This is a genomic window from Falsiroseomonas ponticola, from assembly GCF_016805305.1.
Classification (GTDB): Bacteria; Pseudomonadota; Alphaproteobacteria; order Acetobacterales; family Acetobacteraceae; genus Falsiroseomonas; species Falsiroseomonas ponticola.
Genome location: NZ_JAERQN010000001.1, coordinates 979,612 through 992,276, shown reverse-complemented (window position 1 = coordinate 992,276; position 12,665 = coordinate 979,612). Strand labels below are relative to the sequence as shown.

The window sequence follows — 12,665 nt, the reverse complement described above, 5'->3', positions numbered from 1 at the left end:
GCGGTCAGGCCGGCTTGTAGCCTTCCTCGGCCACCGCGGCGGCCACCTGGGCGGGGGTCAGCACCGTCTCCGCCGTGATGGTGCCGCTCTCCAGCGCCACCGCCACCCGCGCGGCGGGGTCGAGCGCCTGGATCGCGCCCGTCACCGCCTTCACGCAATGGCCGCAGCTCATGCCCTCGACCTTCAGCGTCACCGTCATGCCGGCTTGCCCTCCAGCTCCGCGATGATCGGGCAGTCCGGCCGGTCATCGCCGGCGCAATGCTGCGCCAGGTGGCGCAGGCTGTCAGCCACGGCCTGGAGGGAGGCGGCCTTGGCCTCCAGCGCCGTCACATGGTCCAGCGCCAGGCGCTTCACATCGGCGCTGGCGCGCGACCGGTCCCGCCACAGCGCCAGCAGCTTGCGGATATCCTCCAGCGGAAAGGCGAGGTCCCGCGCATGGCGGATGAAGCGCAGCACCGCCACATCCTGCGGCCCGTAGCTGCGGTAGCCATTCGCCCGGCGCGTCGCCGTGACCAGGCCGATGGATTCGTAGTGGCGGATCATCTTGGCCGAGACGCCGGAGCGCGCGGCCGCTTCGCCGATATTCATGCCGCGCGCCCGGAGGGCGGGGGCGCGGGGGGCTTCCACCGAGAGAGCAGCAGCGCGTTCGCCACCACCGAGACGGAGGACAGCGCCATGGCCGCCCCCGCCACCGGCGGAGAGAGCAAGCCCGCCGCCGCCAGAGGAATGCCGAGCAGGTTGTACCCGAAGGCCCATGACAGGTTTTCCTTGAGCTTGCGATAGGTTCTGCGGGTGATGTCGAGCGCGGCCGGGACCAGCCCCGGATCGCCCCGCATGAGGGTGACGCCCGCCGCCGCGATCGCGACATCGGTCCCGGTGCCCATGGCGATGCCGAGATCCGCGGCGGCCAGCGCCGGTGCGTCGTTTACGCCATCGCCCACCATGGCGACGCGCGATCCTTCCCGCCGCCAGGCGGCGACATGGGCGGCCTTGTCCTGGGGCAGGACCTCCGCCGCCACCCGGGCGATGCCGAGCCGGGCCGCGGCTTCCGAGGCCGCCGCCTGGTTGTCGCCGGAGAGCATCGCGACCTCCACCCCCATGGCCCGGAGCGTGGAGACGGCGGATGCGGCGCCGCGCTTCGGCGCATCCTCGAAGGACAGCAGCGCGAGGGCGCGCGGCGCGGCGGGATCGAGCAGCCAGGCGATGCTGCGGCCCTGCGCGGCCTCCACCCGGGCGGTGGTGGCGAGCGGGCCGGGATCGGCGCCGGATTCCGACAGCAGGCGGGGGCTGCCGAGCGCCAGGCGGCGGCCGGCGACCGTGCCCTCCACGCCGCGGCCCGGCAGGGCGCGGAAGCCCGTGGCGGGATCGGGCGTGGCGCCGGCGGCGGCGAGGACGGCGCGGGCCAGCGGGTGTTCGCTGCCGGCCTGGAGCGCGGCGGCCTGGGCCAGGGCCTCGGCGGGGTCGATCCCCTCCGCCGGGTGCAGCGACGCCAGGCGCGGCTTCCCCTCGGTCAGCGTGCCGGTCTTGTCGAAGGCGACGAGCGAAATGCCCTGGGCGCGCTCGATCGCCTCCGCATCGCGGATCAGGATGCCGGCACGGGCGGCGGCGCCGGTGCCGGCCATGATGGCGGCGGGCGTGGCGAGGCCGAGCGCGCAGGGGCAGGCGATGACCAGCACGGCGACGGCGTTGAGCAGCGCGGCCTCGAACCCCGCGCCCATCAGCAGCCAGGCCAGCAGCGTGACGGCGGCGAGGCCGATGACGACGGGGACGAAGATGGCGCTGACGCGATCGACCAGCTTCTGCACCGGCGCGCGGCTGGCCTGGGCGGCGGCGACCAGGGCGGCGACGCGGGCCAGCGTCGTGTCCGCGCCGATGGCGGTGGCGCGCAGCACCAGGCGGCCATCCAGCACCACCGTGCCGGTCGCGGCCTTGTCGCCGGGGCGCTTTTCCACCGGCCGGCTTTCGCCGGTCAGGGCGCTTTCGTCGATGCCGGCCTCGCCCTGTTCGATCACGGCATCGACGGGGATGCGTTCGCCCGGCCGGACCACGACGCGATCGCCGAGCGCGAGGGCGGCGGCGGGCACTTCCTGCTCCTGCCCCTGCGCATCCAGGCGGCGGGCGGTGCGGGGGCGCAAATCGAGCAGCGCGCGGATGGCCGCCCCGGTGCCGCGCTTGGCACGGGCTTCCAGGTACTTGCCCAGCATCACGAAGAAGATGACGACGACGGCGGCCTCGAAATACAGCGCATGGGTATGGCCGCCGCCATGCTGGACCAGCAGCCAGAGGCTCATCAGGAAGGCCGACAGCGTGCCGATGGAGACCAGCAGGTCCATGTTGCCGGTGCGGTTGCGCAGCGCCGCCCAGCCCGCGCGGAAGAAGCGCGCGCCGAACCAGAACTGCACCGGGATGGCCAGCGCCAGCTGCACCCAGCCATCCGGCATCCAGTCCCGGCCGAAGGGCATGCCCAGCATGCCGATGAGGAAGGGCGCGGCGAGCAGCCCGGCCAGGACGAGGTCCCGCCGCTGGCGCGCCAGTTTCGCGGCATCGGCGGCGCCGTCATCCTGCGCCGGCGTGCTGGCCAGGGCATAGCCGGCGCGGGACAGGGCGGCGGCCAGGGCCGCTTCCTCCACCCCCGCCAGGGCGCGGATGGTGGCCTGGTCCGCGGCCAGGTTCACGCTGACGGAGAGCACGCCCGGCACCTTCGCCAGCGCGCGTTCCACGCGGCCGGCGCAGCTGGCGCAGGTCATGCCCTCGATGCCCAGCGTGCGTTCCTGCTCCGGCACCTGGTAGCCGGCGGCGCGGATCGCCGCGGCCAGGGCGGCGGGCGCGGCGGTGCCGGCGACCGTCGCGGTCTCGGAGGCCAGGTTCACGCTGGCGGCGGCGACGCCCGGCACCTTCGCCAGCGCACGCTCCACCCGCCCGGCGCAGCTGGCGCAGGTCATCCCCTCCACGGGGAGAGAGAGGGTCGGGGGCGGCGCGAGGGGGGCCTCGGGCATCGGGGGCTTCGGTTCCATGGAGCGAAGGTGGTGTCTCCCACAATGGGAGGGTCAAGCACCCCGCCTCGATTTCCCCGAGATTGTCCGCTCTGGAAGGCGGCCGCCTTGATCCATCTCAGTTTCGCCGATGGTTTTCGAAGCCGTTGACGCGGAACCGGGGGCGAACGACATGGGCGGCGCCATGCGCAACATTTCGTCCGTGATCCTGCTCTCCCTCAGCCTCGCCGTGCCCGCCGCGGCCCAGGCGCCGGCGCCGCCCCAGGGGACTTCCCAGGCGGAGCCGGTCCGCATCGTCAACCGCACGGGGCAGGAGGCGACGGCGCTGCATGCCGTGCGCAGCGGCCGGCCGGACTGGGGCAGCAACCTGTTGAACCGGGGCCCGCTGCCGACCAATGCGGCCTTCCCGCTGCGGGTGAACCAGGATGCGGGGTGCCGCTTCGACATCCGCCTGGTGCTGGCCGATGGGCGGGAGGGGCTGCTGCGGGACCGCGACATCTGCGCGGAGGCGCGGATCGAGATCACCACCGCGAGCGCGCCGCTGCCGCCGGTGGCGCAGGCGCGGCCGAACCAGAACGCGCGGCGCGTGTCGTCCGGCACGGGCTTCGTGGTGGCGCCGGACCGGGTGCTGACCAACCACCATGTCATCGATGGTTGCGGCCGGATCCTGGCGCGGACCGCGGATGGGCGCTGGCTGGCGGCGACGGTGCAGGGGCAGGCGGATGCGCGGCTGGACCTGGCGCTGCTGGCGGTGCCGGGCAATCCGGGGCCGACGCTGGCCTTCCGCGCGGCGCCGGCGGTGCGGCGGGGCGAGGGGGTGGTGGCCTATGGCTTCCCGCTGTCCGGCCTGTTGTCGTCCGACCCCAAGCTGACGCGCGGGGAGATCAATGCCTTCGGTGGCGTGGCCAATGACCAGACGCGTTTCCAGATCAGCGCGGAGGTGCAGCCCGGCAATTCGGGCGGGCCGCTGCTGGACATGCAGGGGAATGTGGTGGGCGTGGTGGTGGCGAAGCTCGACAATCGCCGTGTCCAGAACGTGGACAATGTGAATTTCGCGGTGAAGGGGGAGACGGCGCAGGCTTTCCTGCGGCGGAACAACCAGGAGTTCCGCACGGCGGAGAGCCGGGGCGCGGAGAAGAGCGCCGCCGATGTCGGCGACATCGCCCATCGCGCCACGGTCATGCTGCGGTGTGAGCCCTGACTTGAGACGGTCCAGGCCCGTCTCGGGCCTGGCGGATAGGGTCTGGGAAAGGCAGAGCCTTTCCCAGAATCACGCATCCCCCTCCGCCGGTATCTCCACCCAGGCCCTGAATTCCTCCGACGCCCGCACCTCCCCCGCCGCGATCAGCCCGCGCCACAGCCCTGCCGCATGCACGACGTTGGGCAGCCCCGCCGGCTGCACCGTCAGGCACATCGCCTCCGCCATCCAGTTTTCCTCGAGCCCCGCCGCATAGGCGGCGCGGAGGTAGCGCTGCACCCCCGCGGAATCGCGCCGCGCCGTGCAGGCGGCCAGCAGCGCCAGGGCGCGGCGTGATGGCGGCAAGGTGGGCGTGAGGGCTTCGAGGGCGGAGGCCTCCGCCGCCCCGGCGTCCCAGCCTGGAAGCTGCCCGGCCCAACCCTCCTGCGCGAAGTCGAAGCGGGACCGCGCGGCGGCGAAGCCGGCCAGGCGGAGGGCGGCCTCGACGCCCTCGATCCCGCCGCCCGCTTCCCGGTAGCGGCGGACGTGGTGGCGGGCGGTGGCGCTGCCGACCACGGCGGTGATGACCAGCCAGAGGAACTCCTTCTCCTCCGCCGGCAGGGCCACGGGCTGCAGGGCGAGGCGGCCATAGGCGGCCTCATAGGCTTCCGCGAAGCCGGGCGAGAGCAGGCGGAACAGGCCGTGATGGGGCAGCAGGTAGCCGCGCTTGGCCCGCGCCGCCTCCAGCCCCGCGCGGAAGCTGTCGCTCATCCGAAGGCCTCGGCGCGGATCGAGGGGTCGAGGTAGCGCGACGGATCGGTGAGCGCCTTGCCGGTGAAGTGGCTGCGCAGCCGCAGCACGGTGGCGAGGCCGGCCTCGCTGATCGAGAGGTCGCGCGTGATGCCGCGGAGGGGATCGAGCAGCGCGGTCACGGCGCGGGCGGCGACGGGGGGCGGCATCTTCGCGCCCTCGGCCAGGATGGCGGCGGCCTCCGCGTGGTCCGCATCCAGCAGCGCCAGCGTTTCGCGAAATGCGCGGGCGAAGGCGACCAGCGCGGCGCGCTTTTCCGCCAGCACCGCCCTGCGGGAGGCCGCGACGATGCCCTGGTAGGGGCCGACCACATCCTGCGCGCGGGCCAGGCGCAGGCAGCCCTTCGCCTCCGCCGCCAGGTCGAGCGGCGTGTTCAGCAGCGTCGCCTCCTGCGCGCCCTCCACCAGCGCGGCCAGGCGCTGCGCGCCGCCGCCGACGGCCACCCATTCGACCGTGTCGGCGATTCCGGCGCGGCCCAGGATTTCCCGCAGCACGAAGGCGAAGCCGGTGGTCATGGCATCCACCGCGACGCGCCGGCCGCGCAGCGCGGCGATGTCGGCGATGCCGGGCACCGCCATGACGTTCAGCATGCCGTCATCCACGCCGAGCCAGGCCACGAAATCGGCGGGGCCGGGCAGTTCCACCTCCCCCTGCCCCTCGTCATAGGCGACGATGTTGTCCACCGCCGTCAGCGCCAGGTCGAAGCAGCCGGCATGGAGGTCGCTCGCCATCGCCTTGGAGTTCGGTGTCAGCGACAGCGCGATCTCCAGCCCATGGCGCGCGAAGACGCCGTGCTTCGTGCCCGCCCAGAGCGCGAGGTTGGAGGCGCCGGCGAAGGCGACGACGTTCAGGGTCTGCATGCGCACCTCAAAAGAAAAGGCAGGGATGCGGGTGCATCCCTGCCCGTGGCAGTCGTCAGGCGAATCCCATCAATCCGCGAACTGGCCCGCGGCCTGCAGGATCGGGCGCCAGCGCGCGATCTCCGCGATCAGATGGGCGCGGTGCACATCGGGGTTCTGGCGCTCCACCGGCTCCGGCGGGCTGCCCAGCTCATTCATCCGCGTCACCACGCGGGGATCGGCCAGCGCGGCGCGCAGCGCCTGGTTCAGCCGCGTGACGACCGGCGCGGGCGTGCCCTTCGGCGCGTAGATGCCGTGCCAGATGCCGATCTCGAAGCCCGGCAGCCCGGCCTGGCCCGCGGTCGGGATGCCCGGCAGCTGGGCCATCGGCTCCGCCGTCGTCACCGCCAGGCCGCGCACGCGCCCGCTGGTGACGAAGGAGGAGGCGGAGGTGGTCTGGTCGCAATAGATGTCGAGCCGGTCCGCCATCAGCTCCGGATAGATCGGGCCGGAGCCGGTGTAGGAGACGGTGGTGAAGCGCACGCCGAGGCTTGCCTGGAACAGCGTGCCGCAGAGCTGGCTGGCGGAGCCGAGGCCGGCATTGGCGAGGTTCACCGCCTCCCCCCGTTCGCGCACCAGGCGGATCATCTCCGCGAAATTCGTCACGGGCAGGCCGGGGCGGGACAGCCAGATCATCGGCGTCGCCGTCACCAGGCCCACCGTCTCGAACGCCGTCACGGGGTCATAGGGCAGGCGGCGGTAGAGGGTGGGGGCGGTGGCGATGCCGATGTTGTGCAGCAGGATGGTGTAGCCATCCGGCGCGGCGGCGGCGACGCGCGCCGTGCCGGTGGTGCCGCCGGCGCCGCCGACATTCTGCACCACCACGTTCTGGTTCAGCTCCCGCCCCATGGCCTCGGCGATCATGCGGCCGACCACGTCGGTCGGCCCGCCGGGGGCGAAGGGGATCACCATGGTGATCGGGCGTTCGGGCCAGCTCTGCGCCTGTGCCGCGCCGAGGAAGGGCAGGGCCAGCGCCGCGGCCGCCAGCAGGCGGCGCGTCGTCCTCATCATCATGGTTCGTTGTCCTCCGTTATGATTACGCGAAGCCGTCAGCGTTAGGCGAAGGGGTCAGCGGCCGCCGCCGATATCCACCAGCGTGCCGGTCATGTAGGAAGCGGCCGGGGAAAGCAGGAAGGTGATGAGGGCCGCGACCTCCTCCGGCTCCCCGGGCCTTCCGAGGGCGATGGCGGCCGTCATGGTCTTCAGCCGTTCGGCGCCGGCCTTCGCTTCGTGGGTGGCGGTGCGGATCACGCCCGGCCGCACGGTGCAGACGCGGATGCCGAGCTTCCCGACCTCATTGGCGAGGCCAGCGGTGAAGCCATCGACCGCGCCCTTGGCGGCGGCATACATCACGCGGCCGGGCTGGCCGCCCAGCACGCTGGCGCGGGAGCCGACATTGACGATGACGCCGCCCTCGCCGCCCCGATCCGTCGCCATGCGGCGCACGGCTTCCCGCGCGCAGAAGACGGTGGTGCGCAGGTTGCTGTCCATCATCCGGTCGTAATCGGCCGTGGTGAGGTCGGCGATCTTCGCATCCGCGCTGCCGCCGGCATTGTTCACCAGGCCGCGCAGGGGGCCGATGGCATCGGCCGCCTCGAACAGCGCGGTGATGCCGGCTTCCGTCTGCACATCGGCCTGCACGGCATGGGCCTTGCCGCCCGCGGCCTCGATCGCCGCGACGACGCCGGCGGCGCTGCCGGCGTCACGCGCGTAGTTGACGACGACGGTCCAGCCATCGGCGGCGGCGGCCTTGCAGGTTTCCGCCCCGATGCCGCGCCCGCCGCCCGTGACGATCAATACGCCGCGGCTCATCGCGACCAGCCGCCGACCTGGGAGAGCTCCGCGCGGGCCTCGGCGGCGGTCATCGGCTCCACGCCGAATTCACGCAGCAGGCGAACGGCGCGTTCCACCAGCACGGTGTTGCTCGTCGCGAGCTCGCCCTTGTTGAGGTAGATGTTGTCCTCCAGCCCCACGCGCACATGGCCGCCCAGCAGCCAGGCCTGCATCAGCATGGGGAATTCCATCCGCCCGATGGCGAAGGCGGCCCAGGGGCTGCCCGGGGGCAGGATGGACTTCGCGTAGTTCAGCGTCTGCGGATCCCAGTCGAAGCCCCAGCGGATGCCCATGCAGACCTGGAACAGGCAGGGGCCCTTCAGCACGCCCTGCTCCATCAGGTTTTTTGCCAATCCGATGTCGCCGGAATCGAAGACCTCCAGCTCCGGGATGGTGCCGACGCTGTAGATCAGATCGGCCATCTTCGTGACCGACCAGGGCGCGTTGATGACCACCGCATTGCCCGACCACATCGTGTTCAGGTCGAGCGTCGCGATCTCCGGCTTCAGCGCGACGATGTGCTCCACGCGCTTTTCCGGCGGCAGCAGCGTGCTGTTCGGCCCGGCCACGCGGGGATTGTCGCGGGACGGGTCGAAGCGGCCACCGGGGCCGGTGGTGAGGTTGATCACCACATCGGTGCCGGAGGAGCGGATGCGGTCCACGACCTCCTTGTAGAGGTCGAGGGACATGGAGGGCTTGCCCGTCTCGGGATCCCGCACATGGATGTGGGCGACGGCGGCGCCGGCCTTGGCGGCATCGATCGCGGCATTCGCGATCTGCTCCGGCGTGATCGGCAGGTAGGGCGTCTGCTCGGGGGTGGTGATGTTGCCCGTCACCGCGCAGGTGAGGATGACCTTGCGACGCATGTTCTCAGTCCTTCGCGGTAGCCGCATCCAGCTTCGGGATGCGGAATTCATAGGTGAGGCGGGCGGGCCTGCCTTCGGCCTTGGAGGCTTCCCAGTCGGTGACGAGGGAGGCCTTCACGCCGAAGACCGCATCATCATGCAGGTAGGGATCGCCATCCTTGAAGATGTGGGTGATGAGGTCCCGGTAGCCCGGCTTCTTGATCCAGAAATGGACATGGGCGGGGCGCATCGGCCCGCGGCCCATCGCCGCCAGCACGCGGCCCACGGGCCCGTCATGCGGCACGGGATAGGCGGCGGGGACGACGGTCGGGAAGGCGACCACGCCGTCGGGGCCCGTCACGAAGCGGCCGCGCATGTTGTGCTCGTCGCCGAGCTGGCTGTCGTAGAAACCCTCGGGCGAGGTGTGCCAGGTATCGACCTGCGCGCCCTCCAGCGGATGGCCGTCGGCGTCGAGGATGCGGATCTCGACCTCGAGCGGCTCGCCCTCCACGCCCGGGGACATGTTTTCCCCGTTTTTCATCACCGGCGGATTCTCCCGGTGGAAGGGGCCGAGGACCGTGGTTTCGCTGACGCTCGCATGGGTGCGGTGGGCGATGGCATCGACCAGCATGGAGACGCCAAGGATGTCCGACAGCAGGATCACCTCCTGCCGCTTGTCGTCGCACCAGCGGCCGAGTTCGGTGATGAAGGCGACGCCCTGCTCCCATTCCTCCGGCGTCAGCTCCACCTCCTTCACGAAATCATGCACGTGGCGGATCAGCGCCGTCATGACCTTCTGGATGCGCGGATCGGCGTCGGGGCGGATGCGGCCGAGCACGGCCTCCGTCAGGTTCTCGCTGGTATAGGTGATGTGGCCGTCGGCCATGGTCGTTCTCCTTCCCTGGGGGCGGGAATGGTCAGCGCATGTTCAGCACGACGCGCCCGCGGGTGCCGCGGGCGACGGAGGCGTAGGCGGCCGCGCCATCGGCCAGCGCGTGGCGTTCCGCGATGGCGGGGGCGGGGTAGGTGCCGGATTCGAAGCCGGGGCGCAGCGCATCCATCATCGGCGCGCATTCGGCCGCCTTGCGCTTCAGGCTGTCCACGCCGATCAGGCGGCATTCGCGGCGGTAGAAGGGGATCATCTCCACCTTCATGCTCTCACCGGGGCTGCCCGAGATGAGGATGGCGCGGCCGCCGAAGCCGAGCGCGGCCAGCGCGGGCTCCACCAGATCCGGCCGCCCGACGCAATCGAACACCACGTCGATCGCCTTGCCGCCGGTGGCCCTGGCGATCTGGGCGGCGAAGTCGGGCTCGTTCAGGTCGATGAAGTTGTCGGTCGCGTGGCGGGCGGGGGAGGAGGGCTCCGCCTGGCCGCGGCAGGCGGCGATGACGTGGGCGCCCTTGCCGCGGGCGATGCCGCAGGCGGCCCCGCCGACGCCGCCGCTGGCGCCGATGACCAGCAGCGTCTCCCCTGCCTTGATCGCGGCGTAGTCGAGGCCGATCCAGGCGCTGATGTAGTTCACGCCGACCGCGCCGGCCTGTTCGAAGCTGAGATTCGCGGGCTTGCGGGACAGGGCGCCGACCGGGACGGCCAGGTAGGCGGCGTGCGTGCCATCCCGCGTAAAGCCGATATCGCCGCCGGTGCCCCAGACCTCCGCCCCCAGCCACTCCGCCGGGCCGGCCACCACCACGCCGGCGAAATCCCGGCCCGGCGTGCGCGGCGGCACGGTCTGCTTCATGCGGCCGAGCACGTTCTTCACGTCGGAGGGGTTGATGGAGGCGGCATGCACCTCGACCAGCGCCTCGCCCGAGGCGGGGGCGGCCACGGGCATGGACTCCACGGCCAGCACCTCCGGCCCGCCATGGCGCTGGAAGCGCAGCGCGGGGGCGTGGCTGGGCAGGCTGGCGCGCGTGTCCAGGGCGAGCGGCGCGTCATTCATTGCAGGACGGTTCCTCAGGGCGTTCATCCCTTCGTAAGCATCGGCCCGGAGGGGGTCAAGCATCTTCTGCAATCGATTGCATTGCCCCAATCCCGACATGAGGGGCTAGGATGGTGCACCCATGCCGCAACGCCGCCTTCCCCGGGACCCTGGCCCGCCCGCCGCTTCCGCGCCCAGCTGCGGGCGCGCCACCATCGCCGATGTCGCCCGCGCGGCGGGGGTGCATGCCTCCACCGTGTCCCGCGCGCTGAACCCGGCGACGCGGGGGATGGTGACGGAGGCGGTGGTGGAACGCGTGGCGCAGGCGGCGGCGGCGCTGGGCTGGCGGCCCTCCGCGCTCGCGGCCGGGCTGCGCACGCGCAGGTCGCGCACCATCGGCATCCTGGTGCCGGACCTCGTGAACCCGATCTTCCCGCCCATCGTCCGCGCGGCGGAAACGCTGCTGGCGGCGCAGGGCTATGCGACGCTGGTGGCGAACACGGACAACGACCCGGCGCGGGAGGAGATGCTGATCTCCCGCATGGCGGAGCACCTGGTGGACGGGCTGATGATGGCCTCCGCCGCGGAGGGCACGCATGCGATCGAGCTTTGCGCCCGCTTCGGCATCCCCGCGGTGCTGATCAACCGGCGCCTGCCGGGCGCCAGCACCTCCGCCGTCACGAATGACGACCGGCACGGCATCGGGCTGGCGGTGGCGCATCTGGTGGGGCTCGGCCATCGCCGCATCGCGCATCTCGCCGGCCCGCCCGGCGTTTCCACCGCCATCGACCGGCGCGAGGGTTTTCTCGAGGCCCTGCGGGCGGCGGGGCTGGAACCGGCGGCGATGGTGGATGCGGCGGGCTATACGCGCGCGGCGGGGCAGGCGGCGATGCGGGCGCTGCTGGCGGGGCCGGGCTTCACCGCGCTGGTCGTCGCGAACGATATGTTATGCCTTGGCGTCTACGACGTGCTGCAGGGAAGCGGCCTGCGGGCCGGCGCCGACCTCTCCGTCACGGGCTTCAACGACATGCCCTTCGTGGACCTCATCGACCCGCCGCTGACCACGATCCGCATCCAGCACGCCGCCATGGGGCGGGAAGCGGCGGAAGCGCTGCTGGCCGAGATCGCGGAACCCGCCGCGCCGCGCCGCGACACCCGCCTGGTGCCGGAACTCGTCATCCGCGCTTCCACCCGCGCGCCGAAACAGGATCATTGATGCCCATCATCGTCGCGCAGATCTCGGACGCGCATCTCGGCCCCCGCACCACCGTCTTCCAGGCCAACATGGCGCGGATCGAGGCCGTGCTGCATGCGGACCCGCCCGTCGCGCTGGTCGCCAGCGGCGACCTCTCCCTGGATGGGGCGGACCGGGATGCGGACCTGTCCTTCGCCGCCACCGCCTTCCGCCGCGCGGCCGGGCGGGGCACGCTGCTGGCCATCCCGGGCAACCACGATGTCGGCAGCACGGCGGAGACCATGCCGGCGCAGGTGGTGGACGGGGCGCGGCTGGCGCGCTGGGACAGCCTGATCGGCCCGGACCGCTTCGTGCAGGACCTGGACGGGCCCGGCGGCGAATCCTGGCGCCTGGTCGGGCTGAACACGGAAATCATGGGCACCGGCCTGGCGCGGGAGGCCGAGCAGGTCGGCTTCATGGGCGCGGCGCTGGAGGGGCTGGGCCGGCGGCGCATCGCGCTGTTCCTGCACAAGCCGCCCTATCTGCAGGGGATGGAGGACGGCTTCGACTACTGGTCGGTGCCGCCCGCCGCCCGCGCGGCGCTGGCGCCGCTGCTGTCCCACCCGGCGCTGCGGCTCGTCGCCTCCGGCCACCTGCACCTGCACCGGCTGGTGCGGCGGGGGGAGGTGACGCATGCCTGGGCGCCCCCGGCCTCCTTCGTCTGCGAGCCGGAGATCCAGCCGGGCATCCCGGGGGAGCGCGTGGCGGGCTTCCTGCGGCACCGGCTGCATGCGGACCATGTCGAGGTCGAACTCGTCTCCCCCGCCGGGATCCGCGCGCCCTTCCTGGAGGAAGTGCGGGCGGAGACCTATCCGCGGCAGGGGTGACGCCGCTCACGAAAAAGAGATCGTCGTTATTTTGAGGAGGGCGAGAAACCGGCCTCCTCAACCCGTGATCGGTTTCCGGGTCGAATCGGCCCGGCTATGACTGCATCGTGGTCAAACAGGGCCGGCAA

At 72.2% G+C, this 12,665-nt stretch carries 13 protein-coding genes; 3 read left to right on the top strand and 10 right to left on the bottom strand.

The genetic code is table 11. From position 1 onward, the window contains the following. Positions 1–4 precede the first annotated feature (4 nt). From JJI54_RS04795 to JJI54_RS04785, 3 genes are read right to left on the bottom strand one after another with little or no spacing between them, the layout of a single operon-like run. Positions 5–199, bottom strand: coding sequence for a cation transporter (locus JJI54_RS04795; RefSeq protein ID WP_203071426.1), 195 nt, complete (start codon positions 197–199; stop codon positions 5–7). After that, positions 196–588 carry a Cu(I)-responsive transcriptional regulator gene (gene cueR, locus JJI54_RS04790; protein ID WP_203071423.1) on the bottom strand — a complete coding sequence of 131 codons (393 nt, stop codon included), beginning with the start codon at positions 586–588 and terminating at the stop codon, positions 196–198. Before cueR ends, JJI54_RS04795 begins: the two co-directional genes overlap by 4 nt. Next, positions 585–2,996, bottom strand: a complete 2,412-nt coding sequence (locus JJI54_RS04785) for a heavy metal translocating P-type ATPase (protein ID WP_203071421.1) — start codon at positions 2,994–2,996, stop codon at positions 585–587. The genes cueR and JJI54_RS04785 overlap by 4 nt, the downstream gene beginning before the upstream one ends. Before the next feature lie 181 nt (positions 2,997–3,177). Here JJI54_RS04785 and JJI54_RS04780 point away from each other — a divergent pair, with 181 nt between their 5' ends. After that, a complete protein-coding gene (locus JJI54_RS04780; RefSeq protein WP_203071419.1) occupies positions 3,178–4,194 on the top strand; it encodes a S1C family serine protease in 1,017 nt (338 codons plus the stop codon). Between the two features lie 69 nt (positions 4,195–4,263). On the opposite strand, the gene JJI54_RS04775 is transcribed toward JJI54_RS04780, so the two are convergent. The 7 genes from JJI54_RS04775 to JJI54_RS04745 form a co-directional block, all read right to left on the bottom strand. Further along, positions 4,264–4,941 (bottom strand): hypothetical protein, encoded by a 678-nt coding sequence (locus tag JJI54_RS04775; RefSeq protein WP_203071417.1) that lies wholly within the window; start codon positions 4,939–4,941, stop codon positions 4,264–4,266. Next, positions 4,938–5,840, bottom strand: coding sequence for an ABC transporter substrate-binding protein (locus tag JJI54_RS04770; protein WP_203071415.1), 903 nt, complete (start codon positions 5,838–5,840; stop codon positions 4,938–4,940). Before JJI54_RS04770 ends, JJI54_RS04775 begins: the two co-directional genes overlap by 4 nt. Before the next feature lie 69 nt (positions 5,841–5,909). After that, positions 5,910–6,893, bottom strand: a complete 984-nt coding sequence (locus JJI54_RS04765) for a tripartite tricarboxylate transporter substrate-binding protein (protein WP_226381370.1) — start codon at positions 6,891–6,893, stop codon at positions 5,910–5,912. Positions 6,894–6,947: 54 nt separating this feature from the next. Beyond that, positions 6,948–7,691, bottom strand: coding sequence for an SDR family NAD(P)-dependent oxidoreductase (locus JJI54_RS04760; protein WP_203071413.1), 744 nt, complete (start codon positions 7,689–7,691; stop codon positions 6,948–6,950). After that, a complete protein-coding gene (locus JJI54_RS04755) occupies positions 7,688–8,578 on the bottom strand; it encodes a BKACE family enzyme (protein WP_203071411.1) in 891 nt (296 codons plus the stop codon). Before JJI54_RS04755 ends, JJI54_RS04760 begins: the two co-directional genes overlap by 4 nt. Positions 8,579–8,582: 4 nt before the next feature. Then, positions 8,583–9,443 (bottom strand): dioxygenase family protein, encoded by an 861-nt coding sequence (locus JJI54_RS04750; RefSeq protein ID WP_203071409.1) that lies wholly within the window; start codon positions 9,441–9,443, stop codon positions 8,583–8,585. Positions 9,444–9,474: 31 nt separating this feature from the next. Next, the gene (locus JJI54_RS04745; protein WP_203071407.1) at positions 9,475–10,497 is read right to left on the bottom strand and encodes a quinone oxidoreductase family protein; all 1,023 of its coding nucleotides are present in this window, start codon (positions 10,495–10,497) and stop codon (positions 9,475–9,477) included. Positions 10,498–10,618: 121 nt separating this feature from the next. Here JJI54_RS04745 and JJI54_RS04740 point away from each other — a divergent pair, with 121 nt between their 5' ends. Together JJI54_RS04740 and JJI54_RS04735 are read left to right on the top strand one after the other, a co-directional pair. After that, entirely contained in the window at positions 10,619–11,692 is a 1,074-nt protein-coding gene (locus JJI54_RS04740; RefSeq protein WP_203071405.1) for a LacI family DNA-binding transcriptional regulator, read from the top strand. Continuing rightward, the gene (locus tag JJI54_RS04735; protein ID WP_203071403.1) at positions 11,692–12,537 is read left to right on the top strand and encodes a metallophosphoesterase family protein; all 846 of its coding nucleotides are present in this window, start codon (positions 11,692–11,694) and stop codon (positions 12,535–12,537) included. Before JJI54_RS04740 ends, JJI54_RS04735 begins: the two co-directional genes overlap by 1 nt. Positions 12,538–12,665: the final 128 nt, after the last annotated feature.

Coding starts and splice junctions, on each gene's coding strand:
- JJI54_RS04795 (WP_203071426.1), bottom strand. CDS start 199: ATGACGGTGACGCTGAAGGTCGAGGGCATGAGCTGCGGCCATTGCGTG.
- cueR (WP_203071423.1), bottom strand. CDS start 588: ATGAATATCGGCGAAGCGGCCGCGCGCTCCGGCGTCTCGGCCAAGATG.
- JJI54_RS04785 (WP_203071421.1), bottom strand. CDS start 2,996: ATGCCCGAGGCCCCCCTCGCGCCGCCCCCGACCCTCTCTCTCCCCGTG.
- JJI54_RS04780 (WP_203071419.1), top strand. CDS start 3,178: ATGCGCAACATTTCGTCCGTGATCCTGCTCTCCCTCAGCCTCGCCGTG.
- JJI54_RS04775 (WP_203071417.1), bottom strand. CDS start 4,941: ATGAGCGACAGCTTCCGCGCGGGGCTGGAGGCGGCGCGGGCCAAGCGC.
- JJI54_RS04770 (WP_203071415.1), bottom strand. CDS start 5,840: ATGCAGACCCTGAACGTCGTCGCCTTCGCCGGCGCCTCCAACCTCGCG.
- JJI54_RS04765 (WP_226381370.1), bottom strand. CDS start 6,893: ATGATGATGAGGACGACGCGCCGCCTGCTGGCGGCCGCGGCGCTGGCC.
- JJI54_RS04760 (WP_203071413.1), bottom strand. CDS start 7,691: ATGAGCCGCGGCGTATTGATCGTCACGGGCGGCGGGCGCGGCATCGGG.
- JJI54_RS04755 (WP_203071411.1), bottom strand. CDS start 8,578: ATGCGTCGCAAGGTCATCCTCACCTGCGCGGTGACGGGCAACATCACC.
- JJI54_RS04750 (WP_203071409.1), bottom strand. CDS start 9,443: ATGGCCGACGGCCACATCACCTATACCAGCGAGAACCTGACGGAGGCC.
- JJI54_RS04745 (WP_203071407.1), bottom strand. CDS start 10,497: ATGAATGACGCGCCGCTCGCCCTGGACACGCGCGCCAGCCTGCCCAGC.
- JJI54_RS04740 (WP_203071405.1), top strand. CDS start 10,619: ATGCCGCAACGCCGCCTTCCCCGGGACCCTGGCCCGCCCGCCGCTTCC.
- JJI54_RS04735 (WP_203071403.1), top strand. CDS start 11,692: ATGCCCATCATCGTCGCGCAGATCTCGGACGCGCATCTCGGCCCCCGC.